The sequence below is a fragment of the Salinibacter ruber DSM 13855 genome (assembly GCF_000013045.1).
Classification (GTDB): domain Bacteria; phylum Bacteroidota; class Rhodothermia; order Rhodothermales; family Salinibacteraceae; genus Salinibacter; species Salinibacter ruber.
In genome coordinates this window covers 891,762-914,424 of record NC_007677.1, presented here as the reverse complement: position 1 = coordinate 914,424, position 22,663 = coordinate 891,762, and the positions used below count along the sequence as shown (strand labels likewise).

Sequence of the window (22,663 nt, the reverse complement as noted above, 5' to 3'; positions counted from 1 at the left end):
ATGTCCTGCCCCAGCGGCACAGATTCCTGACAGGTGCCTGGCAGCTGGCCGCGGGTCCCAATGACCGCAGTCGGGCGACTGCTCCACGCTCCCCCCACAGACCAACAGGCCGATGGACGATACAGACTCTATCCCTTCCCGCTCCGATCTTTTGGACCAGTTCGAGCGACTGTTCGGAAGCCGGACCCCTGACTTCGAGCGGCAGGCCGAGAAACTACAGCAGCTGCGCCGCAGGGTGAGCGAACAACGAGGCGAGCAGTTCGCGGAGGAGTGGTACGAGGTGTACGGCAGCCCGATCGAACTGGGCCGTCTCGCTCATGCCCGGTGGACGGAGCTGGGCCCCAACACGAAGCGGCACGTCATCGATGAACTCCAGTTGGCGGACCCGGTCGGGGAGGAGATGAACTACCTTCCCGCGTCGGGCTAGCGAAGCGCGAGGCCACGAATGTCCCTGGCCACCAGCCGGGAGCAGGAGAAAAGCAGCCGCCCCTCCGTCCCCACTGAGCGGTGTGTCTCGGCGGCCTCGGCGCTAGCCGACCAGTCGTCTCCGCGCCTCGCGGGCCACGCCGGGGGCCGCCGCAATCAGGTACCGGTGTCCCGGCACGAGCTCGGTGCTGGGCTGGGGCACCTCGTCGTTCGTGACGTCGAACACGACGTGACTCTGGTCCGGGAGCGCGGCGGCATCCAGCTGCTTGCCGGCGGCCGGGGCCTCCGGGGCGACCTGAACCTCCGCCACATCAAGGTCGCCGCCAACGTCCTCGAAGACCCGCGTGTCCCCGGTCAGGATTTGATTGACCGCGGACTTTGCCCCGGCCCGTTCCGGGTAGACCACCCGGTCAAAGAACGTGCCTTCCTCGTCGAGCTGATCGGGCCGTTCGATCCGGGCAACCGTGCGGATGTCGCCGGTGAGGTGCTTGACAACCGCACAAATTGCGAAGTTTGTTGCTCCGGTCTCCGTGAGGGCGGCGAGGACGTCGGCCCGCTCGGGATCGGCCTGCGCCAGCACCTTCGGGTCTGTGGCGTCCCCTTCGATAACCGTCGCCCCCAGTGCCTGCCGGGCGTCCTCGACGATGTCCGGGTCCTTGTCGATGAGATACGCCTCGTGGCCCTGGTCTCTCAGGACCCGGGCCGTCCGGTGCCCAACGCGCCCGGCCCCGGCGATAATGATGTGGAGATCCTCCGAGTCTGGGTTGGAAATGGCAGTCATGTGGGTGGATGGGCTTCTGGTGGATGCGAGGGCGCGCGGCGGGCCGCGTGCCATGAGGGCGTGGAATCGGAATCCCCACGGGCTATATTCCTCTCCTCAGGGAAGGTTTTCGGCCGCCCGCATCGGCGCCTACTGCGGGCGGTACTCCTTTGGCACTTGGTCGGCCACCCGCTCGAACCCGAAGTATCCCGACACCGTCACGCCGTACCGCTCCACGACCTCGCCCTTGTAGTCGACAGTGGCCGGGCCCCGCTCCAGCCAAAATTGGGAGGTCTGGTAGCGGGGCGCCCGTCCGCCCCGGCGCCCGGTGCGCTCTTCGCGCCAGGCCGAATAGGCCTCACTTTGCTTCTCCCCGAGGTAGATGACCTCGGCCGCCCCCTGAAAGTCAAGAATGTGTTCGTCCGGCCCGTCTCCCTCGGTCATGATGTCGCCCACCTCGATGGACATCCGTCCGCCCCCAGAAAAGCCCGACCCGAAGCCGCCGCTCCCCGGCGGGCCCGACGACGAGCTGCCGGGGGGGCTGCCCGGTGCATTCTGGCGGTAGAACAGCTTGAAGCCCTGTTCCTCGACCCGATCCTCAATCATGGCGAGCATGAGGTGGTGGAAGGACCCAAGGAATGCCTCCCGGCGGGCCTTCTCCCACTCCGCCTCTTGGGCCGGGGTGCCCTCCAGTTCTTCAAAGAACGGCTCCCCATCGTACTGTGTCCGCCGCTGGGTGACCTTGAAGTCCTCCAGGTGGTACTCCACCCGGTAGCCGAGGGCCTGGTTTTCGATCACGATGGGGCGGGCGGCAAAGGCTTCCAGCGAGCCCAGGCCCCCGTCGAAGCTGAGCACCTCCCGGTTTCGGATGTTCGCCTGCTCCGCGTTGGGGGTCTCCCCCAGGAAGGCCGACTTAAATCGCTCGAAGCGCCGCTGCCACTGCTCGTCCCGCTCGGCCTCGACGACGACGCCCTCCCCTTCCAGGACCGTTTCCGGCAGCGCAAACTCGAACCGATACGGCCTCGCCTCCCGCAGGTTGAGGCTCCGGGACGCCGACTTGTACCCCACGAAAGAGACGTAGAGCTGCTGAGCCCCGAGCGGCACGCCCGTGAGCCGGAAGCGCCCCTGGTCGTCGGTCGTCGTCCCCCGCATGCTCTCCGCGATGAAGACGTTCACGTCCGACAGGGGAGCGCCGGTCGCCGAGTCTACGACGGTGCCCACCAGGGTGGCCCGTCCGCGTGCAGGGGCGGGCTGCTGGGCGTTGGCCGCCTGCCCGGCGCCAAGTAGCGCACAGAGGCAGAGGAAAAAAGCGAGATGGGGACCCCCTGTGACACGACGCATGGGACAAAGGCGAGCCGGAAAAGAAGCAGTGTAGGTGGGACAGACTGGGTCTACCCTCTGCGGCGCGGGCGAGGACAACGGGCGCACCTCTCCGGCCGCACACTCGTCCCCCAATCATGTGTGCCCGGCGGGGGCAGGGAGTTACAGCTGCGCCAAGGCAGGAGACGCATCCGCTCGGGCAGCGCCTCCGTCGGAACCACATCCGCCGGGAGATCCACAGCCCCCACGATCGGGAGCCGGCCCGGTTTGGGGCACCGGGGCCGCCGTCCGCAGCGGGACAGGTGCTGAGGCACAGCGGCAACCCGGAGCGACCGGGTTGAAAGCAGGGGCGGAAGCTACACGGCGGATGTGAGGCGACGGGCTCCCCAGGGCGGGGGCACGCAGGCTACACCGCGTCGCTTTCCCAGCCCTCGGTGAAGATGCGGCCGTCGTCGACGCCCTCCTCCTGCAGCATCTCTTCGCTGTCGACCACCATCGGGGGGATCCCGCAGATGTAGTAGTGCGGGTCCTCGAAGCGCTCGTCCACCACATCGCCCAGGTGGGTCTGTACGTGCCCGGTCGGCCCGTCCCAGTCCTCGTCGGACAGGGAGTAGAGCACCTCCAGATTGTCGCGGCCCGCGGACAGGTGGTCGAGGGTCTCCCGGTACATGATGTCCTCCTGCGTCCGCTCCCCGTAGAGGAACGCCGCCCGGCCGCTGCCCTCGCTCAAGTACTGCTTGAGCATCGCGATCATTGGGGTGATGCCCGTCCCCGTCGAGAGGAACACGACATCTCGGTCCAAGTCGCGCAGATGCAGGTTGCCGCTGGGCTTGGTAATTGTGATCTCCTCCCCCACCGACCGGTCGTGCATCCAGGTCGAGGCCGTGCCGTCCTCGTAGCGCTTGATGCCGAGGGCCAGGGCCCCGGTGCCCGGCAGGTTGACCGGCGTGTAGGGCCGCCCGACGACGTCTCCGTTCTGCTCAAACTTGATCACGACGTGCTGGCCCGGCTGGTAGGAGAAGGTATGGTCCCCCGCCTCAAGGATGAACTGCTTGACCCGAGGGGTCATTTCGTGGATGGAGGTAAGCGTGGTTTCTAGCGTGTCGGAAGCCATAGGGGGCGGGTTCTTGCGTTGGTAGAGTTCAGAAGGGGAGTGCAGGCCGCTTTACATCGAGGGTGATGGTCAACAGACCGCAATCCGGGTGGGGTGGGAACGTCAGGCGTACGGACGACCGGTCGTGCAACCGAAGAGACAATCATACTGCCCGGCGCAATTTCCAAAAGGCCAGGCGAGGGTCGAACGGGACGCGACCGGGGCCGTGACGTTCACGGAAACGCACAAAAGGGGCGGCGCAGGGCCGAAGTATGGGGTTGACCCCTTCGGAAAATTGGAAACGGGTTCTTGTGAGTTTTGTGCTAGAAGGAGGCAACGAGGGACAGCCGGAAAGATTCCGGGGGCGGGCGATTTTGGTTGCTTAGTTAAGTTGTTGTGTCTCAGTCCGCCTGTCACGAGGAGGCACCCGCTGAGCCTTCCAGGCAGGATGGCGACGGCGTATGGGTTGAGGGGACGTGGCGTGCCGTCCCCGAACGAACTCCTCTGGGCTGCCCTCCGCGGGGCTCCCTGTACTGTAACAGGATCGCCACGCCCCACTGCTTGCAAAAATTTCCGCCGGGTGGCCATTGACGTCGATTCGGGCACTCCTTATGATGCATTTGTGCACGCGCTAGGGGTGCCTCGACGCCTGTGCCTGTGGCCAATGCAGCGCAGTCGAGGCTGAGATCACACCCTTTGAACCTGACCCGGTTCGCACCGGCGTAGGAACTCGTCTTGGCCCGTCCTGACTCTTCGCCCACGGCCGTGGGCAGGGAGGCACTGCTGGCGCTTCTTTTCTCGTCAATCGCCAGCACAACCTCCGTTCCCGAAATGGACACGATTCGCCTGGGGCTCGAGTGGTTTCTGAATCCGGACCACACCCCCCTTCTTCTCGCCAAAGAACACGGCTGGCTCGAAGACGCCGGCCTGAACCTCGAGGTCATTGAGCCGGAGGAGCACCTCGACGCCGTCACCGCTATCGAAGAAGGCGACATGGACGTGGCGGTCACCGAGCCGCTCCACCTCGTTGAGGACCGCGCCGCCGGCCGACCGGTCGTCGGCTTCACCCGGTTCCTGCACACCAACGGCGGGGTGATGTACCGCCCCGACGCCGGCATTGAGCGCCCTCGCGACCTCGCCGGGACACGCCTGCAGTATCCTGGGGCCCCCGGCCCCGGCGGCCCCGCGATCGCCGGTTCGATGGTCGAGGCCGACGGCGGAACGTACGATCCCGACGCGTTCACGCCGGTCGACTACGGCTTCTACCACACCGACGCCCTGGTCGACGGGGAGGCCGACGCGGCCACGCTGGCCTTCTATAACTTCGAGCTCGTGGAGGCGGCCCACCGGGGCCTTGAGGCGGAGTTTTTCGCCCTCAAGGATTGGGGCATACCGGACTTCTGCCAACTCGTCTTGATCAGCACGCCCAGTCGGCTGGAGGAGCGCCGAGACGCCTTCGCCCGCCTCGTGGAGGTGCTGCGCCGGGGAATCGACCTTCTGCACCAGCGCCCGGCGGAGGCGCGGGCCGTCTACGCGCGCCGCACCGGGGCGGACCTGGACGACGAGCAGACCGACGCGATCTTCGGGGCCACCCTGCCGTGCTTCACGTACGACCTGTCGATGACGGCACAGTACTACGAGCAGCTGGAGGCCTGGATGGCAGGTCGCAACCTGATCGACGACCGTCCCGGGAAAGGGGCGTACTGGACGAATGCGCTCGCGCTCCCGGGTCCGGGAACGCCGTCGCAAGAGACCGCGGCGGCCCTCAGATGAAGCGCCCCCGCTTTCACGAAAAAAGGCGCGAGCGTCGACTCGCCAGCTCGTCGTCCGCCGTGCGGCCCCCGGCACAGACGCCGGGGGCCGTTCCTTATTTTGGGAGTGCGTCGACGGCGCTCTCCCGGTGCCCGCGCGACTGGCGGCTCCGTCCCGAGGCGAAACTGCCCCGACCGAATTTGGGTATCCCCCAACAAGGAGCCCACTTCCGCATCCCCTCATCCCGTCCCCGACTCCGCCATGGCGCTCATCGACTGTCCCGAGTGCGCGACCGACGTGAGTGAGCACGCGGAACGTTGTCCCCACTGCGGCTATCCGTTCGAGGAGCCCAGCGGTCCCGACAGGGAGGCGTCGTCCTCACGGACATCGACATCGGGTTCAACGACTGGGCAGTTATTCTTCTCAAGGCCGGCCTGGCCGCGTTCCCGGTCGCCATCATCGCCGTGCTTCTGTACTTCGTCTTGACCATCGCGGGCACCGCGCTGGTTGGCGGGATTGGGGGGTGACCGTGGCCTGCGCCGGCCATCGCCGCGAGCCGGCCCCCATCATGGTCGCGAAAGGAGAAGCGGGACTGCCGTCGGGGGCAACGATCCTCCGAGATGGATTCCGCCATCTACGAACGCCCGGGGCAGATGAGCGAAAGCGGAATGCACGCTACGAACATCGGTCTCGTCACGGCCTGCATCGGGCTCGGGACAGGAGCGTACACTGGACCGTTGCCGGCCCGAATGGGCGTCTCCCCCATGTTCGCTCTCGGGCCCGTCGCGACCATCGGCAGCGGTGGGCCCCGTGCGGTATTTTCGTGACGTACGCCGCCGGCTTCCGCCCCTCTCGTGCAGAACATTCGGGCACACTGCAACGACTTCGACACGGTGTGGCACCTGCGGGCTTCCGGTCCGTATCGTAATGTTGAAATTCGCACTCTCTGATACGGAGGGACTACTTCCCCCTCCGCTCGTGTCCTTCGTCATAACCGCCCAACAGCCATGAAAGCCACCTGGAACGACATCGTTCTCGCCGAGAGCGACGATACCGTCGTCGTTGAAGGCAACCACTACTTCCCGCCCGAGTCGTTGAACAAGGACTACTTCAAGAAGAGCGAGCACCGCACCACCTGCCCGTGGAAGGGCAAGGCCCACTACTACGACCTGGTCGACAACGGCAACCGCGCGGAGGACTCCGCCTGGTACTACCCGGATCCGTCCGACGAGGCCTCCGAGCTCAAGGACCACGTTGCCTTCTACACCAGTCAGGTGGAGGTGACGGAGTAGAATTGCCCCTCGCGGTCCGGCCGTCGGGCCGCCCCCAATCGTTTTCGTGCACGACCGCCCGCCCCAGATGCCTTCCCCCGCCTCCTCCACCGCTACTGCGTCGGACAAAGCCGAACGCTACGCCGACACCCGTCGTCGCATCGACGCGCTGCTGGACGGCCCGACCGACTGGGTGTCGGCGATGGCCACCGTGGCGTGCGAACTCCACCACTCATTCGACCACTACGACTGGACGGGCTTCTACCGGGCGGTGTCCGATGACGAGCTGCTCGTGGGGCCGTACCAGGGCCCGCACGGCTGCCTCCACATCGACGTTGATCGGGGCGTGTGCGGCGCGGCGGCACGGACCCGCGAGACGCAGCTATGGCCGGACGTGTCCAAGGCCCCGGACCACATCGCGTGCCAGTCGTCCACCCAGTCGGAAATCGTCGTGCCCGTCCTTACGCCAGACGATGCCCTGCTGGCCGTGCTCGACGTCGACTCCGATACACTCGGCGCGTTCGACCCGACCGACCGGGAGCACCTGGAGGCCCTGTGTCGGGACCTCGGCGCGCAATTCGGCGACACAGAACTGAGGTAGCCTGTGGAGCGGCCTTTCGTCCCTGATGCACGTGCACGCGTCAGCCATGGCGCGCGGCCTCCGGCACCGCACGTCGGGCCCCTCTCAGCTCGCGTCCTGCCCTCGCCTCTCCTCTCGCCACTTTCCTGACGCTTTTCAGAGCCCGAATGAGCGAGAACGTCCCGTGGATTCTCAAGATGGCCTGGCGCGACAGTCGCGGCAGCCGCACGCGACTGGCCCTCTACCTCTCCGCGATGGTGCTGGGCGTGGCGGCCCTCGTGGCCATTCGGGGCTTCGGCGAAAATCTGACGCGGACGGTCGACCGGGAGGCGAAGACGCTCCTGGGGGCCGACCTGAAAATCGAGAGCGATGCGCCGTTTCGGGACTCCACCGAGGCGCTCCTCGACTCGATCGGCGGCACCCAGTCGCGCCGCATCTCGTTCGCGTCGATGGCCTACTTTCCCGCCACCGGCGGCACGCGGCTCTCCGCCGTGCGGGCCGTGGAGGGCGGCTTTCCGTTCTACGGCGCTTTGGAGACGCGCCCCGACGACGCGGCGGCCCGCTATCAGGCCGAGGACGGCGCCCTCGTGGACGGGGCGCTCCTGCGCCAGTTCGGTGTGGAGGTGGGCGACTCCGTCCGCATCGGGGAGACGCAGTATCCCATTCTCGGGGAGCTGAAGCAGGCCCCAGGCGAGTCGAGCTTTACCTCGGCCGCCAGCCCCCGCATCTACCTGCCCCGCGCCCGGCTCGACACGTCCCTCTTCGGCCGCGGGAGCCGCGTGGAGTACGAGGTGATGTTCGAGTTCACGGAGGCCCGCGACCGGAATGAGTTGATTGCGGGGATCGACCCCTACCTGGACCGGCACGACCTTGACCTCGACACCGTGGAGGAGGCGGCCTCGGGCTGGCAGGACGGCCTCAGCGACCTGTATCGGTTCCTCGGCCTCGCCGGCTTCGTGGCGCTGCTGCTGGGGAGCCTCGGCGTGGCGAGTGCGGTGCACGTGTACGTCCAGCGCCGCCTCACCTCGATCGCCGTCCTGCGCTGTCTGGGGGCGAAGGCCGGGCCCACGTTCCGCATCTACCTCGCCCAGGCCGGCGTGCTGGGCCTGATTGGGGCCGGCCTCGGCAGCCTTCTCGGCGTGGCCCTGCAGGCCTTCGTGCCCCGCCTCCTGGCCGACTTCCTGCCCGTCGAGGTCGCCTTCGCGGTGTCGTGGACCGCCGTGGGCCTGGGGCTGGTCGTCGGGCTGGGCGTGACGCTCCTCTTCGCGCTCTGGCCGCTGCTGGAGGTGCGGGGCGTCTCGCCGCTCCAGGCGCTACGCACCGAGGTGGACCCCTCGACGGGAGGCTGGCGCGACCCCGCCCGGTGGGCCGTGGCCATCGCCGTGGCGGCCACGGTCTCGGGCATCGCCGTGCTCCAGGCGCCCACCTGGGAAATTGGGCTCGGCTACGCCGTCGGCGTAGGGGCTGTGTTTGGGGTGCTCGCCCTCGTGGCTCGGGGCATCATGGCGGGCGTGCGCCGCTTTTTCCCCACCTCCTGGTCCTACCCCTGGCGGCAGGGCCTGGCGAACCTGTACCGGCCCCACAACCAGACCACCGTGCTGCTGCTGACGCTCGGCCTCGGTGTCTTTCTCATCACGACCCTCGTGCTCGTGGAGCGGACCCTCCTGGAGCAGATTCAGGTGGCCGGCGGCGAGAACCGCCCCAACCTCGTGATGTTCGGCATCCAAAACGACCAGATCGACGGCGTCCGCAACGCCGTGGAGAAGGCGGGCGCCCCGGTCCTGGCCAGCGAGCCCATCGTGACGACACGCCTGCAGGCCCTGCAGGGCCGCTCCCTCAAGGCCCTGCGGCAGGACTCGACGGTCAACGTGAGTTGGGCCTACGAGCGCGAGTACCGCGTCACGTACCGGGACCACCTCACCGAGAGCGAAACGGTCGTGGCGGGCGAGTTCGTCGGCTCCGTGGAGGGCACCCCGATGCAGTCCGGCGAGGCCGTTCCCATCTCGATGGAGCAGGAAATGGCCCGGGAGGAGCTCAACGTGGGCGTCGGCGACACCCTCACGTTCGACGTGCAGGGCCGGCCGGTCACGACCTACATCTCCAGCCTGCGCGACGTGAACTGGCAGCGCATCGGCACCAACTACTTCGTGGTCTTTCCCGAGGGCGTGCTCGGGGCGGCCCCACAGACCCACGTCCTGCTCGGGCGCACCCCGAACGACGACGTGGCGGCCGCGGCGCAGCGGAACGTGGTGCAGGAATACCCGAACGTGTCCGCCATCGACCTGTCCCTCATCCTTTCCACGTTCCAGGACCTCTTCGGGCGCCTCGCGTACGTGATTCGGTTTATGGCCCTCTTCAGCGTGTTTACGGGGCTCATCGTGCTGGCCGGGGCGGTGGTGGTGAGCCGCTACCAGCGGGCTGAGGAGAGCGTCCTTCTGAAAACGCTGGGCGCCTCGCGCCGCACCGTGCAGACCATCATGACGGTGGAGTATCTCTTCCTCGGGGCCTTTGCGGCCGCGACCGGCCTGCTGCTGGCCCTGACGGGCGCGTGGGGGCTTTCCTACTTCGTCTTTGAGGGGCCCTTCGTGGTCGCGCCGCTCGTGCTTCTCGCGGCGTTCGTCCTCGCCGTGCTCGTGACCATCGCGATTGGCCTCTGGAACAGCCGCGGCCTCTACGACCGCCCGCCGCTCGACGTGCTGCGGACGGAGACGTAAGGGCCCTGTGTGGCCCGGCCAGGAGTCCCCGGGCCCTGCCCGTGGCCCCTCCCACTCGCTATTCGTTCCCCAACGCCCCTCACGCCGTGAACGTCCGCGAGCAGTCATTTACGTGCCCGCACTGCTGGGAGACGACCGCCGTGCTCGTCGACCCGTCGGTCCGCGAGCAGACCTACATCGAGGACTGTGGCGTCTGTTGCCGCCCCCTGCGCGTCCACATCGTCGCGCAGGGCGGCCGCGTCGTGTCGTTTGACGTGCAGCCGACCCAGTAGCCACACGCCGGACCCGGACGCGAGGCGGGGTGCGCCCGCACCGGATCATGCGCACCCACCCCCGAATACCAATACCCGGTTCGCAGACGCTTCGCAACACGCAACCCTGTCCCGCACATGAGCAAGATTCCGGACGCCACGCCGGAGGTGGAATCCCAAATCCGCCCCGAAGCCGTGACGGAACGCGTCGAGTCCATCCGTGAGCGCATCGCTCAGGCCTGCGGGCGGGCCGGACGGTCCCCCGACGAGATCACGGTCGTCGCCGTCTCCAAAACGTTTCCGATGCAGGCCATCGCGTCCGGCACGGGCGTGGGGCTGGAGCACTTCGGCGAAAACCGGGCCCGGCAGCTTCGCGACAAGGCGAAGGCCCGCCCGGGCGCCGTCGAGGGCGGCGACGTGAAGTGGCACATGGTGGGCCACCTGCAGAGGAACAAGGCCAAATTTATTGCCCGCCACGCCGACTGGTTCGACGCGCTCGACAGCCCCCGCCTCGCGGAGGAGCTCAACAAGCGGGCCGCCAAGAACGACCGCGTGCTCCCGTGCCTGGTGCAGGTCAACATCACGGGCGACGACCAGAAGTACGGGCTCGCCCCGTCCGAGACGCACGAGTACCTCGACCACTGTGCCCAGTACGACCACCTTGCCGTTGAGGGGCTCATGGCCCTCGGCTCGTTCGTGGACGATCCCGAAGACGTGCGGGGCGAGTTTCAGAAGATGCGGGAGCTGTTCGACACCTACGACGCGTCCGGCAACCCGCAGGTGGAGATGACCGAGCTCTCCATCGGGATGAGCAACGACTTCGAGGTGGCCATCGAAGAAGGAAGCACCATGATCCGGCTCGGCACATCGATCTTCGGGCCGCGCGACTACGACTAGGTCGCCCCCCCGGCGGGCCGCCCCTCGACGACCGGGGTGCCCCGAAACAGTGTTCGGGCAGCCCGGTGCACACGGGGTAGACCTCTGAGCCTTTCTGCTTCGCGTGGCGGATCGCACAGGACAAGCGGTTCGTCCCGGGCGGTCGCCCCCCCGTTGCTGCACGTGTCTCCCGATCCAAGCCGCAGTCGCCATGAACCTCACGCCGCTCGACATTCGAAAGCGAGAGTTTGACCGGAGCCTCCGCGGGTACGACCCCCAGGAGGTCGACGCGTTTCTCGACATGGTGGCCGAGCAGTGGGAGGACCTCGACGACGAGCGCCGCCGCCTGAAGAACAAGGTGGAGGAACTGCAGAGCCGGATGGACCACTACCAGGAGGTCGAGGAGGCCCTCCAGCAGGCCCTCGACCAGACCCGCAAAAACGCCGAGGAGACGCTCCAGAACGCCCGTGAGAAGGCCGATCGCATCGTGGAGGACGCCAAGGCGGAGGCGGCGGAGATTGAGCGCGAAGCCGAGCGCATCGTGGAGGACGCCCGCGACCAGGCCCAGGAAATCAAGCGGGACGCCGAGGCCGAGCGCGAGCAATTGAAAGCCGACATCCGCCACCTCCAAAACCGGCGCACCGAGGCCGTCGCGCGGCTGCGCGGCTTCCTCAACTCGGAGCTTGAGGTGCTGGAGGCGTACGACCGGGAGGACGACCCGTCCGATCCCCCTTCGACCGGAGCCGCGGAGCCGCCGGCCGACGAGGCCGCGTCGCCCGAGCCCGAATCGCCGGCCGGCCCCGGAGGCCCGTCCGGCGCCCCCTCCGCTCCGGATCTGACCCAGGCGGACGACGAGGCCGCCGACACGGAGCCGGCCGCCCCCGATGCCGCGTCGGTCGACGACGCTGACGCGTCCGAGGCGCCCCCGACCGTCGACTCATCCACGGCCTCCTCCACAGACACAGACGCCCCCGCCTCGCCCGAAGAGGACGTTCCCGCCGAAACCGAGCCGTTGACCGACGCCGACGCCCCGGCCGAGGAGCCTTCCGAGGAGCGCGCCCCGTCGGAGGTGTTCACGGACGATGTCGCGAGCGAGGCTGCCCCCACGCCCCGCTCTTCCTCGGAGCCGGACGCCCCGGCGGAACAGCCGTCCTCCGAACCGGAGGCCCCTGAAGACCGTCTCCATGGGCGAGACGAACAGTCCGTTCCCCAGGCCGACGCGCCGGATCAACAAGCCGATGCCCCCTCCCAACCGAACCAGGAGGCAAACGCCGCCCCCGACGCCCAGGCGTCCGGTGCCGAGCAAACCGACGAGTCGAAACAGAAAAGCCGCTCCGGGGACGACCAGGACGCCACCTCCGAGGAGATCGAGAAGATCTGGAGCATCCTCGAAGACATGGAGGACTAGTCCCGGGTCGTCTCGCCCTCCTCCGCGCCACACTGCTTTCAATCCGCCCTCCGCATGCCTACGGCCGCCGACGCCTCCGCCCTCACCGCCGACGGAACCGCCGCGTACAAACAGCAGGTCAACGCGGCGGCTGCCGCCCTCCCCGACCTAGACGCCTCCCCCACCGTTGCCATCGTGCGCGACGTGGAGCTCGACGACGTTCTTCAGGCGGGGACGGTCGAGCACACGATTCCGTACGCCAATCTTCCGCACTACCCGGCGTCGGACGGCACGCTCACGATCGGCACGCTCGGCGGGACCCAGGTCGTCGAGTTGGACCAGGCGTTCCACCTCTACGACGGACACACGCCCCGGGAGGTCAGTTTCCCTGTGCGCATGCTCGCCACCGCGGGCATCGACTCGCTCTTGCTGGCGGCCCCGGCCGGCAGCGTCACCGCACAGGCCGATCGCGGCGACCTGATGCTGCTGACCGATCACATCAACTTTCAGGGCCAGAACCCGCTCGTCGGGCCCAACGTGGAGGAGTGGGGCCCGCGCTTCCCCGACATGACCGCCCCCTACGACGCGACGCTCCGGCAACGGGCGAGCGACGCGGCCCGGAGCGCGGGCGTCCCCCTGCGGCAAGGCATCTACATGGGCCTCCTGGGCCCCCATCACGAAACGACCGCCGAGCACCGGATGGCCCATCGGCTGGGGGCCGACGTCGTGGGAACAGGCGTGGTGCCCGAAGTGCTTGCGGCCCGCCACATGGGCGTGCACGTCATGGCCCTCACGCTCCTCACCGCGCAGCATCTGGCGGAGGACGATGGCGCCCCGTCCTCGGAGGGCCCTTCCCTCCAAACGAGCCGTTCCCAGCTCCATCGCCTTCTCGTGGCCACCGTCGCCGCGAACGAGCAGGCGGGGTCCCGATAAACACTCTCCCGTCCGTCTCGGCCGCACAGGGACGACCGGCATTGTTCTCTTGCGGGTCGAAGCTGAAGTCACCCGCCACGGGTCCCCCTCCCTAATTCGCCTCCTCGTATGGAATCGTCCGCCCCTGCGTCCGCCAACTGGCGGGTTCACAAGTTCGGCGGCACCAGCCTCGCCGACCCGGCCCGCATCCGGCACGTGGCCGACCTGCTCGGTGCCCGCACCCCTCCGGTCGCCGTCGTTGTGTCGGCCATGAGCGGGGTGACCGACCGCCTGCTCGCCCTCGCCGAGAAGGCCCACACCGACGCCGACGGACTGGCCGATCGCCTTCAGTCCCTGCGCGACGATCAGCGGGCCGTGGTGACCGATCTGCTGGACGGGGACGCCGCCGCCTCCGTGCTCCGCACACTGGACCAGGACCTAGACGACCTGGCCGACGTGCTCCGGGCCACCCGCCTTATGGGCACGGCCCCCGACACGACCCGCGACCTCGTGGCCGGGTACGGCGAGCTGTGGTCCGCCCGCGTGCTCGGGGGGGTGCTGCGTGATCGGGGGCTGTCGGCCGCCGTGTGCGACGCCCGCGAGGTGCTCGTCGTCACCCACGAGGAGATGGGCCCGGTGGTCGACTGGGACGCCACTCAGGAACGGTTTGCCGACTGGCGGGCCGCGCACGACGCCCCCGATACGATCGTCGCCACCGGCTTTATCGCCACCACGCCCGACGGGGTGCCCACCACCCTCGGGCGGAACGGCTCGGACCACTCCGCCGCCCTCTTCGCGGCGCTGCTGGAGGCGGAGGCCCTCACGATCTGGACGGACACCGACGGGGTGATGAGTGCCGACCCGCAGTACGTCCCCGACGCGCGCCGCCTCGACGGCCTCTCCTACGAGGAGGCCATGGAGATGGCCTACTTCGGGGCCGGCGTCATTCACCCGCGCACGCTGTCGCCGGCCGTCGAGCACGAGATCCCGATCACGATCCGCAACACCTTTGCGCCGGACCGGCCCGGCACCCGCATTCACCTCAACGACGACGGCGCGTCGGTCGTGAAGGGCTTCTCCACGATCGACGACGTGGCCCTTCTCAACCTGGAGGGCAGCGGCATGATCGGGGTGCCCGGCATCGCCCGGCGCCTCTTCGACGCGCTGGAGGACGAGGGGGTGTCCGTCATCCTGATCTCGCAGGGCAGCTCCGAGCACTCGATCTGCTTCGCCGTGCCCCAGGCCCAGGCCGAGGTCGCCCGCGAGGCCGCCGAGCACGCCTTCTACGCCGAGCTGGACCGCGGCCAGCTCCGGACGGTCGAGCTGGTGCCCAACTGCAGCATCCTCGCCGTGGTGGGGGACCAAATGGCGGGCACGCCCGGCGTCGCCGCTACCTTCTTCGGGGCCCTGGGCGAGGCCAGCGTCAACGTGCGGGCCGTCGCCCAGGGCTCCTCGGAGCGCAACATCTCCGCCGTGGTGGACAGGGACGACGCCCGCCGCGCCCTACGGGCCGCCCACGCGGGCTTTTACCTCTCGAAGCGGACCCTGTCGATCGGCGTCATTGGCGCCGGCAATGTCGGCGCGGCCCTGCTCGACCAGATTCGCACCGAGGCCGGCCGGCTCCGCGACCAACAGGACATCGACCTCCGTGTGCGCGGCATCGCCGCGTCCTCGCGCATGCTCCGGGCCGAGCAGCGCCTCGACCTCGAAACGTGGCGGGCCGACTTGTCTGCGGGGGAGGCGACCGACCTCGACGCCTTCGTCGACCACGTACAAACCGACTACCACCCACACACGGTGATCGTCGACTGCACGGCCAGCGCCCCCATCGCCCGGCGCTACGGGGACTGGTTGGAGCGCGGCATCCACGTGGTGACGCCCAACAAGAAGGCGAATACCGACACGTGGGAGACGTACCAGGCCCTACAAACCGCGAGCCAGGGGCCCGGGCCCCAGTATCTGTACGAAACGACAGTGGGGGCGGGCCTGCCCATCCTGCAAACCCTGAACAGTCTCACCGAGACGGGCGATCAGGTGCACCGAGTTGAGGGCATCCTCTCCGGCACGCTGTCGTATCTCTTCAACGCGTTCGATGGCGACCGGCCCTTCTCCGCCATTCTCCGCCAGGCCAAGGACGAAGGCTTTACCGAGCCCGACCCCCGCGACGACCTCTCCGGCATGGACGTGGCCCGCAAGGTCGTCATTCTGGCCCGCGAAATGGGCGTGCCGCTGGAGCTGGAGGAGGTGTCCGTGGACGGGCTCGTGCCGGGGCCGCTCCGTGACGGCTCGGTTGAGGCATTCCTGGATCGGCTTCCCGAACACGACGCGGACATGACCAAACTCCTGCGGGACGCTCAGGCCGAAAACAAGGTACTCCGGTTCGTGGGCGGCGTCACGCGGGACGGCGACGCGTCGGTGCGCCTGCGCCGCTACCCCGCCGACCACGCCTTCGCCCGCATCAACCACACGGACAACATCGTCCGCTTCCAAACGGACCGGTACGACGAGACGCCCCTGATCGTGCAGGGCCCCGGCGCCGGCCCCCAGGTCACCGCGGCGGGCGTCTTTGCCGACCTGCTCCGCTTGATGTCCTGAGCGTGGGAGGGCGGGCGCGTAAGGGCATAGAGGCTCGAAGACCTCGGAGGCGAGGAAACAGAACGCAGGATCTACGGACTGTGAGGAGACCGGAGAGAAGGTCTCTCATTCACACTTCACCCAAAAATGCTCCACTGAGAAAAAGGACCCGATGGACGACGAAGTGACCGCATTTGCCCCTGCCTCGATGGGCAATGTCGCCGTGGGGTACGACGTGCTGGGGGGCGCCCTCAGCGGCCTCGGCGACCGGGTTACGGTGCGGCGGCTCGAAACGCCGACGGTACGGGTCGGCTCCATCACCGGGCGCGTCCCCGACCTGCCCACCACGCCCGCCGACAACACGGCCACCGTCGCCCTGCAGTCCCTTCGGGACGCCGCGGGCATGAACGGCGGGTTCGAGGTTTCTATCGAAAAGGGCATCCCGCTCGGGTCCGGGCTCGGGGGCTCGGCCGCCTCCGCCGTGGGCGCGGTCGTGGCCGGGGCCGAACTGCTTTCGGCGTCCTGGTCGCAGGCAGATTTACTGCCCCACGCGCTGGCCGGGGAGGCCGTCGCAAGCGGCGACCTGCATCCCGACAACGTCGCCCCCTGCCTGTTCGGCGGCCTCGTGCTCACCCGCGAGATGGATCCCCCGGACGTAGTGCCCATTCCGGTCCCCTCCGACATCCGTTGTGTCCTCGTCCACCCGGACCGGGTCCTCCCGACCCGGGAGGCCCGGGCGTGCCTGCCCGACACGATTCCGCTGTCCGAGTCGGTCCGGCAGACGGCCCACCTGGGTGCATTCGTGGCGGGCTGCTACCGCGACGACCTCGCGCTCATCGGGCGCGCCCTGCGCGACTTTATCGTGGAGCCCCACCGGGCCGCGCTCGTTCCCGGCTTCCCGGACGTGCAGGACGCGGCACGGGCGCACGACGCCCTGGGCTGCTCGCTCTCGGGCGCCGGCCCCACCCTGTTCGCCTGGTGCGAGGGGCCCGATCAGTCCGAACGCGTGCGGGACGCCATGGTCGAGGCCTTCGCGCAGCACGACGTGTCCACGGAGGCCTGGATCTCCCCCATTCCCTCCGAGGGGGCCCGTGTCGCCGCGCGCCCCCCTGCCGACTCGCAGGCGTCGTAGGCACGGGAAGACAGGAGGGCAGCCCAAATCTACACTGCTTCGCGCGTTTTCTCTCTGCCCCGCCCCTCCCCGGTCGATGCCCCTCGCCCAAGATGCCCCGGCCAAGATCAACCTGGGCCTCCACGTCCTCCGTCGGCGCCCCGACGGATACCACGACATCGAAACGGTCCTGCACCGGATCGACTGGGCCGATACGATTACGGCAACGCCCGCCGACACCCTCTCCCTCACATGCTCGGACCCGTCGCTTCCCACAGACAGGGACAACCTGTGCCTCCAGGCGGCCCACCGGCTCGCGTCGGCGTGTGACGTACCCGCAGGCGCCGACCTCCACCTCGAGAAGCGGGTGCCGTACGGCGCCGGCCTGGGCAGTGGATCCAGCGACGCCGCGGCCACACTCCGGCTCCTTGCGCGGCTGTGGGACGTGGACCCGACCTCCGAAACCCTCCAGGAAATCGGGCGCACGATCGGGGCCGACGTGCCGTTTTTTCTCCAGGATGCGCCGGCCGCCTACGCCACCGGACGCGGCGACACGCTTTCGCCACTTTCCAAAGACGGCGCATCGTACCGGCTGCCGTTTTCCCTGCTCATCGCCGTGCCGTCCGCCGAGATCGCCACCCCTTGGGCCTACGACCGGGTAACCCCCGCAGAGGCCAACCGGCCCGACCTACGGCGTCTCGTGCTTTCGAATGACCTGTCTCGCTGGGACGAAGCGCTCACCAATGACTTCGCCCCCCCGGTGACGACGGCCATACCGGCGGTTGACGCGGCGCGCACGGCCCTGCGGGCGACAGACGCGGCCTGCGTCTCTCTCTCCGGGTCCGGCAGTGCCGTGTACGGGCTTTTCGAAGAGACGGCCGCAGCCCGGGCGGCCCTTCAGTCACTGAAGCCGCGGGACCTCCGAACCCACCTCATGCCGGCGCCGAACTGATCTCGGGCGCGACCGGGGGTGCTGGTTTGGCCGTTTGGCCGGGACAGGTACAGGATGGGTGTTCCCTCGGAAGCACTCCCCCCAGAGCGGTACGGCGGACAGCGTGGGGCCGGGACAACGAAGGACGTCAGCCGCCGTCAGATGCGGCTGTAATACTGGTCGTCGTCGTCCCCTTCGTCGTCGACCATGTAGTCGTCCGAGGGAACCTCAAGATAGGCCATGAGCCAATCGAGGGCCCAGACCTGCTTCTCGACGCCGTCCCAGTTGTATCCCTTCTCGATCCGGTCGACCACCTCTTCCCAGTCGACCGTCCAGTCCTCGTAGACCTCAAAGGCAAAGTGGTGATCGTCGGTCTCGAAGTGAAAGGCTCCCTCGCCGGGGTCGTAAATGGTCGTAGAACCGTCGTCCTCGCGGGCAAGCTTGGCGCCGAGCACAACCAGGGGAACCTTGAAACGGTAGTCCATCTTCTCGACCTGCTCGGCCTGGCTGATCAAGAAGTTGGCCAGGGTTGCACAGCCATCGCTCACCTCCATGGCCGCTTGGGCCGCCTGGTAGGTGGTCGGGTCGGCGTCAACCTTGTCGAGGGCCGCCTCAACCAGCGGCCACACTTCGACGGGCTCTTCCTCCTTGGTCGTGTCTTCCTTTCGCGGGACGACTACGGTACGATTTTCGATATCCACGGGTGTTTGATGCGTTGATTGCGAAACTGTCCGTACGCCCTGTACAGCCGTACGTCCCCAGTTTCGAGCACGGAATGAATGATGGGATGCCCATAACATGGAGGTAGGTGGGCGGACATTCAACCGTGCCTCGGCGCGATGGTGTCAATTACAGATTCGGCACGATCGCCTCGGGGGGGAGAAGAGGCTCATGAGTCGCCGTGGGTGCCGCGGGAACTGGTGCTCACCCAGGGTTCGCCTCGTCGGCCTCCAGCCCCGCCTCGAGCGCCAGGGCCGCCTCCACGAGGTCCTCCTCCAGTCCGGACAGCTCGTCATGCTGCCCCACGTACTGGCGCACCGCCTCCTCGAGTCCGGACTCGCGCGTGACGGCCGTCCGGCGCTTGCGGTCGGCCGGGTCCACCGTGCGTTCGATCCCGGCGACCGTGTCGGCGGCCGCAAGGGCCTCCCGGAGCCGTTCGGGGTCGACCTGCGCCACCTGCTCCTCCCGCACGCGGTACCGGACCCGCACGATGGCGTCGGCGACATCGCGCTCCTGGATCGCCGCCAGCACCCGTTCGGTCGGATCGTCCGCGTCCCGGGCGTCGACCGAAACCGCCACGAACGGGCGGGCCGGCGTCTCGACAAAGGTGGTGTGGGTAACCGGGTCGCGCGCCGGGTCGATGTCGACCAGTTGAACCCCCTTGTCCTCATCGGCCTCGTTGAACGTCACGCGCTCGATGCTGCCGGAATACACGACGGGGGGATGGCCCTCCTCGTTGCGGTTCTGCGGCCGGTGCACGTGGCCCAGGGCCACGTAGTCGATGGGACGTACGGCAAGCTGCCCCACGGTGAACTTCGGCTCCGACGCGATCGTGGTGGTGTGCTCCGAGCCGGACAGGGCGGCCCCCTGCACGGTCACGTGTCCCGCCAGCACGGTGGGCACGTCGGGCGACAGGGCATGCTCGGTGCCCTCGGGCGTAATGCCCGTCTCCGCCTCCATGATCTCGGCCGCCCGGCGCTGGACGTAGGTCACGTAGTGCTCCTCCACGAACTGCCGAAGCTCATCCGGCGACATGCGGCGGTACTCGTCCTTTGCAAGGATTTGGCTCCGGATGGGCCAGGGCAGCGGGATGAGTTGAAGCGGCCCGCTTTTCGTGTCGAGGACCTGGACGCTGGACGCCGGCTTGCGGTAGCAATGCACCGCGCCGGCGATGTGGTCGAAAATGTCGAGCGACGAGGCGCGGCCGAACGTGACGGGGTGGTCGTGATTGCCCACGATCAGCACGACCGGAATGTCCGCGTCGGCGAGGGGCCGGAGGCACTGGACAAAAATGTCCTGTTGCGTGGGGGTGGGGTCGGCGGTATGGTAGGCGTCCCCACAGAACAGAAACGCGTCCACGTCGGCGTCGAGGGCACGCTGGACCACGGCCTCCAACGAGCGCCGCACGTCGAGGAGCCGCGTGTTCAGGCCCGTGTCCGGATCGCGGCGTCCGTGGGTCTTGAACCCCAGGTGGATGTCCGCGGTGTGGAGCAGCGTCACGACGTCGAGCGACCGGGTTGGGAAGGAAGGAGCGAGAGGAGCAGGACCCGCCAATCGTTCGAACACCGCGCCGCGACACGCGTCGGCCCGTCCCTACCACCCGACGCGCCCGCCATTGGGGCTACCGGTCGTGTCCTCCGGGGCGCCGTAGCCCTCCACCAGCGGGAAGGACGTATTTGCGAGCGACACCGTATCCGACTCGGTGATGCGCCGGTAGTAGTCGCCGACGAGGAAGAGCGCGGTGTGCGCCCCCTGCCCCCAGAAGCCCGTCCGGAAGGTCAGTCGCTGGTCTTCGAAGCCCACCCAGGAGCCGCTCACCAGTTCGGGATGCATGAGCATGAACCACGTGTCCGCCGCCCGGTCGGTGGTCCCCGTTTTTCCGCCCAGATCGTACTCCCCAAGGTTGAACTGCGTGCGGATGCGCACGCCGGTGCCGTAATCGATCACCCCCCGCATCATGTCGACGACCGTGTAGGCCGTTCGCTTGGAGAGTGCCTCCCGGGGGCTCGACGACGACTCCCAGAGCACATTGCCGTACCGGTCTTCGACCCGCGTGATGGCGACCGGCTCGTTGTAGAGCCCCCCGTTCGCCAGGGTGCTATAGCCCGCGGCCATGTCGAGCAGCCGCACGTTGCTGGTGCCGAGCGCGATGGACGGAACCGCCTTCAGGGTTTCGTCCGGAATGCCCATTCGGCGGGCGTACGTGGTGACCGTCTGCGGGTTCAGGTCGAGCGCGAGCCGGGCCGTGATCGTGTTTTTGGAGTTGGCCAGCCCCTGGCTCAGGGTCAGCATCTCCCCGGAGGACTCTCCGTCGTAGTTCTGGGGGGACCACGTCGTGTCCGCCCCCGCGTCTTTCCAGGTAAACGTGCTGTCGAGGAGCGTGTCGTAGGGGGAGTAGCCGTTGTCGATGGCGGCGGTGTAGGTGAACGGCTTGAACGTCGACCCCGGCTGGCGCCGGGCGGTCCCGACCTTATCGTACTTCTCGGTTTCGAAGTCGCGCCCCCCCACCCACACCTTTACGTGTCCGTTCCGGGGATCGAGGGAGACGAGCCCCGCCCCCAGGCGGCTCTTCGCCGCCTTCAGCGAGTCGAGAATCGACGGGGCGTCGCGGAGCCGGTCCACCGCCGCCTTCGGCCCCATCCCGCGGGCCCGAAGCGTGTCGTAGCGGGTCGTCTGGCGGATGAAGTCGTTCAGGACCTCGGGGTTGGACTCCCAGAAGTGGGCGAACGGCTCGTAGTCCTCCCCGGGCGTCAGCGACCGGTAGTCCTCCAGCGAGCTGCTGTAGAGGCCGGGCGAGGGCTCGCTCCACTGGTAGCCCACCACCTTCTGGAGCGCGGTCATGTTGTGCTCCACCGACGCTCGGGCCAGCTTTTGCAGCTTGGAGTCGAGGGTCGTGTACACCCGCAGCCCGTCGCCGTAGATGTCGCGGCCGTGGAGGGGATGGTCGCTGTATTTCTCGTCCGTGGCCCAGTCCGAGAGGGTGGTGCGCACGTGCTCGGCAAAGTACGGGGCGAGGCTCGCAGAGAGGCGGGAGGAGTGGTAGTCGGCCCGTACCGGGTCGTCAACGTGGTCGCGGTAGTAGGCGGCGCTGATCGCGCCCTGCTCCCGCATCAGCCGCAGGACCACGTTGCGCCGTTGCTTCGCGTTTTGCGGGTTTCGCACCGGGTTGTAGTAGGTGGTCGCCCGCAGCATGCCCACCAGGGTGGCGGCCTGGAGGGGATCGAGCTCCGCGGCGCGCCGGCCAAAGTACGTCCGGGCTGCGGACTCGATGCCGTACACGTTTCCCCCGAAGCTCACGGTGTTGAGGTACATCTCCAGGATCTCCCGCTTCGTGTAGCGCCGCTCCAGCTCCACGGCCGTCACCATTTCCCGCACCTTGCGCGGAATGGTGACGGCCCGCCCCACCGCTTCGTTGTACAGGTTGCGCGCGAGCTGCTGTGTGATGGTCGACGCCCCCCGAAAGTCGCCGGTCAGGATGTCGGCCACCGCGGCCATGATGGCCTGCGGGTCCACGCCCCAGTGCCTGTAAAACCGCTGGTCCTCCGTCGCGATGAGGGCGTCGGTGACGTGGGACGAGATGCTGTCGTAGGGAGCCCAGGAGCGGTTCTGGCGGGCGTACCGGGCCAGCTCTTTGCCGTCGGCCGTGTAGGCGATGGTGGCCAGCTGCATGGTGGGGTCTTCCAGGCGCTCGGTCGACGGGATGTCGTCGGTCAGGGTCCAGACGTACGTACCGCCTGCCAGCACCCCAATTGCCAATAGCCCCGTGAGGACGGAGAGCACGGCGGCGGCCTGGGCCGCCCACGGGTCCGCGATCCGGCGGTGAAAGAACCCCCGGAAGCCGGTGGTGGGACGCCCGTGTCCGTCTTCTTCGTCCCCCGACGAGCCCTCCCCCGGTCGATTGCCCTCCCGAGCGGACCGGTCACGAAAGTACTGATCGAGCTCTTCGTCGGAATAGGACCACTCAGACATGGACCAGCGGGCCGGT

At 68.1% G+C, this 22,663-nt stretch carries 19 protein-coding genes, 1 pseudogene and 1 riboswitch; of the genes and pseudogenes, 14 read left to right on the top strand and 6 right to left on the bottom strand.

From position 1 onward, the window contains the following. Positions 1–112: 112 nt before the first annotated feature. The gene (locus SRU_RS03735) at positions 113–427 is read left to right on the top strand and encodes a hypothetical protein (RefSeq protein ID WP_011403475.1); all 315 of its coding nucleotides are present in this window, start codon (positions 113–115) and stop codon (positions 425–427) included. A gap of 102 nt (positions 428–529) precedes the next feature. Here the strand turns inward: SRU_RS03735 and SRU_RS03730 are convergent, their stop codons facing one another. The 3 genes from SRU_RS03730 to SRU_RS03720 form a co-directional block, all read right to left on the bottom strand. Continuing rightward, positions 530–1,207 carry a potassium channel family protein gene (locus SRU_RS03730; RefSeq protein WP_237701917.1) on the bottom strand — a complete coding sequence of 226 codons (678 nt, stop codon included), beginning with the start codon at positions 1,205–1,207 and terminating at the stop codon, positions 530–532. 129 nt (positions 1,208–1,336) lie between these two features. Beyond that, on the bottom strand, positions 1,337–2,527 hold the full coding sequence (locus tag SRU_RS03725; RefSeq protein WP_237701915.1) for a carboxypeptidase-like regulatory domain-containing protein: 1,191 nt from the start codon (positions 2,525–2,527) through the stop codon (positions 1,337–1,339). 385 nt (positions 2,528–2,912) lie between these two features. Continuing rightward, positions 2,913–3,620, bottom strand: a complete 708-nt coding sequence (locus SRU_RS03720) for a ferredoxin--NADP reductase (protein WP_118826169.1) — start codon at positions 3,618–3,620, stop codon at positions 2,913–2,915. A gap of 602 nt (positions 3,621–4,222) precedes the next feature. Further along, a riboswitch (TPP riboswitch) is annotated at positions 4,223–4,345 on the top strand. Positions 4,346–4,430: 85 nt separating this feature from the next. On the opposite strand from SRU_RS03720, the gene SRU_RS03715 reads away from it, so the two are divergent. The 13 genes and pseudogenes from SRU_RS03715 (at position 4,431) to ispE (ending at position 17,979) form a co-directional block, all read left to right on the top strand. Next, positions 4,431–5,372, top strand: a complete 942-nt coding sequence (locus tag SRU_RS03715; RefSeq protein WP_118826168.1) for an ABC transporter substrate-binding protein — start codon at positions 4,431–4,433, stop codon at positions 5,370–5,372. 240 nt (positions 5,373–5,612) lie between these two features. Further along, a pseudogene (locus SRU_RS16005) lies at positions 5,613–5,666 on the top strand (hypothetical protein); the annotation flags it as partial. Positions 5,667–5,668: 2 nt separating this feature from the next. Beyond that, positions 5,669–5,878: a hypothetical protein gene (locus SRU_RS03710; RefSeq protein WP_011403470.1), complete on the top strand. Its 210-nt coding sequence runs from the start codon at positions 5,669–5,671 to the stop codon at positions 5,876–5,878. Between the two features lie 480 nt (positions 5,879–6,358). After that, the gene (locus SRU_RS03705) at positions 6,359–6,643 is read left to right on the top strand and encodes a DUF427 domain-containing protein (RefSeq protein WP_011403469.1); all 285 of its coding nucleotides are present in this window, start codon (positions 6,359–6,361) and stop codon (positions 6,641–6,643) included. Between the two features lie 67 nt (positions 6,644–6,710). Next, the gene (locus SRU_RS03700) at positions 6,711–7,223 is read left to right on the top strand and encodes a GAF domain-containing protein (protein WP_011403468.1); all 513 of its coding nucleotides are present in this window, start codon (positions 6,711–6,713) and stop codon (positions 7,221–7,223) included. Between the two features lie 146 nt (positions 7,224–7,369). After that, on the top strand, positions 7,370–9,916 hold the full coding sequence (locus tag SRU_RS03695) for an ABC transporter permease (RefSeq protein ID WP_011403467.1): 2,547 nt from the start codon (positions 7,370–7,372) through the stop codon (positions 9,914–9,916). Positions 9,917–10,002: 86 nt separating this feature from the next. Next, entirely contained in the window at positions 10,003–10,188 is a 186-nt protein-coding gene (locus SRU_RS03690) for a CPXCG motif-containing cysteine-rich protein (RefSeq protein ID WP_043552009.1), read from the top strand. A gap of 117 nt (positions 10,189–10,305) precedes the next feature. Continuing rightward, positions 10,306–11,064, top strand: a complete 759-nt coding sequence (locus tag SRU_RS03685) for a YggS family pyridoxal phosphate-dependent enzyme (protein ID WP_013061297.1) — start codon at positions 10,306–10,308, stop codon at positions 11,062–11,064. A gap of 190 nt (positions 11,065–11,254) precedes the next feature. Then, on the top strand, positions 11,255–12,451 hold the full coding sequence (locus SRU_RS03680) for a DivIVA domain-containing protein (RefSeq protein WP_164923491.1): 1,197 nt from the start codon (positions 11,255–11,257) through the stop codon (positions 12,449–12,451). A gap of 54 nt (positions 12,452–12,505) precedes the next feature. Beyond that, positions 12,506–13,363 (top strand): purine-nucleoside phosphorylase, encoded by an 858-nt coding sequence (locus SRU_RS03675; RefSeq protein ID WP_011403463.1) that lies wholly within the window; start codon positions 12,506–12,508, stop codon positions 13,361–13,363. A gap of 108 nt (positions 13,364–13,471) precedes the next feature. Then, complete coding sequence (thrA, locus tag SRU_RS03670) at positions 13,472–15,937, top strand: bifunctional aspartate kinase/homoserine dehydrogenase I (RefSeq protein WP_011403462.1); 2,466 nt, start codon at positions 13,472–13,474, stop codon at positions 15,935–15,937. Positions 15,938–16,088: 151 nt separating this feature from the next. Beyond that, positions 16,089–17,048: a homoserine kinase gene (locus SRU_RS03665; RefSeq protein ID WP_011403461.1), complete on the top strand. Its 960-nt coding sequence runs from the start codon at positions 16,089–16,091 to the stop codon at positions 17,046–17,048. 76 nt (positions 17,049–17,124) lie between these two features. Beyond that, entirely contained in the window at positions 17,125–17,979 is an 855-nt protein-coding gene (ispE, locus tag SRU_RS03660; protein WP_164923490.1) for a 4-(cytidine 5'-diphospho)-2-C-methyl-D-erythritol kinase, read from the top strand. Between the two features lie 137 nt (positions 17,980–18,116). On the opposite strand, the gene SRU_RS03655 is transcribed toward ispE, so the two are convergent. The 3 genes from SRU_RS03655 to SRU_RS03645 form a co-directional block, all read right to left on the bottom strand. Beyond that, positions 18,117–18,659: a hypothetical protein gene (locus SRU_RS03655; RefSeq protein ID WP_237701913.1), complete on the bottom strand. Its 543-nt coding sequence runs from the start codon at positions 18,657–18,659 to the stop codon at positions 18,117–18,119. Between the two features lie 223 nt (positions 18,660–18,882). Beyond that, positions 18,883–20,178 carry a metallophosphoesterase family protein gene (locus SRU_RS03650; protein ID WP_237701912.1) on the bottom strand — a complete coding sequence of 432 codons (1,296 nt, stop codon included), beginning with the start codon at positions 20,176–20,178 and terminating at the stop codon, positions 18,883–18,885. Positions 20,179–20,271: 93 nt separating this feature from the next. Next, entirely contained in the window at positions 20,272–22,647 is a 2,376-nt protein-coding gene (locus SRU_RS03645; protein WP_011403457.1) for a penicillin-binding protein 1A, read from the bottom strand. Between the last annotated feature and the right edge of the window lie 16 nt (positions 22,648–22,663).

Excerpts from the sequence above, each read along its gene's own strand:
- SRU_RS03735 (WP_011403475.1), top strand. The coding sequence starts at position 113 with ATGGACGATACAGACTCTATCCCTTCCCGCTCCGATCTTTTGGACCAG.
- SRU_RS03730 (WP_237701917.1), bottom strand. The coding sequence starts at position 1,207 with ATGACTGCCATTTCCAACCCAGACTCGGAGGATCTCCACATCATTATC.
- SRU_RS03725 (WP_237701915.1), bottom strand. The coding sequence starts at position 2,527 with ATGCGTCGTGTCACAGGGGGTCCCCATCTCGCTTTTTTCCTCTGCCTC.
- SRU_RS03720 (WP_118826169.1), bottom strand. The coding sequence starts at position 3,620 with ATGGCTTCCGACACGCTAGAAACCACGCTTACCTCCATCCACGAAATG.
- SRU_RS03715 (WP_118826168.1), top strand. The coding sequence starts at position 4,431 with ATGGACACGATTCGCCTGGGGCTCGAGTGGTTTCTGAATCCGGACCAC.
- SRU_RS03705 (WP_011403469.1), top strand. The coding sequence starts at position 6,359 with ATGAAAGCCACCTGGAACGACATCGTTCTCGCCGAGAGCGACGATACC.
- SRU_RS03700 (WP_011403468.1), top strand. The coding sequence starts at position 6,711 with ATGCCTTCCCCCGCCTCCTCCACCGCTACTGCGTCGGACAAAGCCGAA.
- SRU_RS03695 (WP_011403467.1), top strand. The coding sequence starts at position 7,370 with ATGAGCGAGAACGTCCCGTGGATTCTCAAGATGGCCTGGCGCGACAGT.
- SRU_RS03685 (WP_013061297.1), top strand. The coding sequence starts at position 10,306 with ATGAGCAAGATTCCGGACGCCACGCCGGAGGTGGAATCCCAAATCCGC.
- SRU_RS03680 (WP_164923491.1), top strand. The coding sequence starts at position 11,255 with ATGAACCTCACGCCGCTCGACATTCGAAAGCGAGAGTTTGACCGGAGC.
- SRU_RS03675 (WP_011403463.1), top strand. The coding sequence starts at position 12,506 with ATGCCTACGGCCGCCGACGCCTCCGCCCTCACCGCCGACGGAACCGCC.
- thrA (WP_011403462.1), top strand. The coding sequence starts at position 13,472 with ATGGAATCGTCCGCCCCTGCGTCCGCCAACTGGCGGGTTCACAAGTTC.
- SRU_RS03665 (WP_011403461.1), top strand. The coding sequence starts at position 16,089 with ATGGACGACGAAGTGACCGCATTTGCCCCTGCCTCGATGGGCAATGTC.
- ispE (WP_164923490.1), top strand. The coding sequence starts at position 17,125 with ATGCCCCTCGCCCAAGATGCCCCGGCCAAGATCAACCTGGGCCTCCAC.
- SRU_RS03645 (WP_011403457.1), bottom strand. The coding sequence starts at position 22,647 with ATGTCTGAGTGGTCCTATTCCGACGAAGAGCTCGATCAGTACTTTCGT.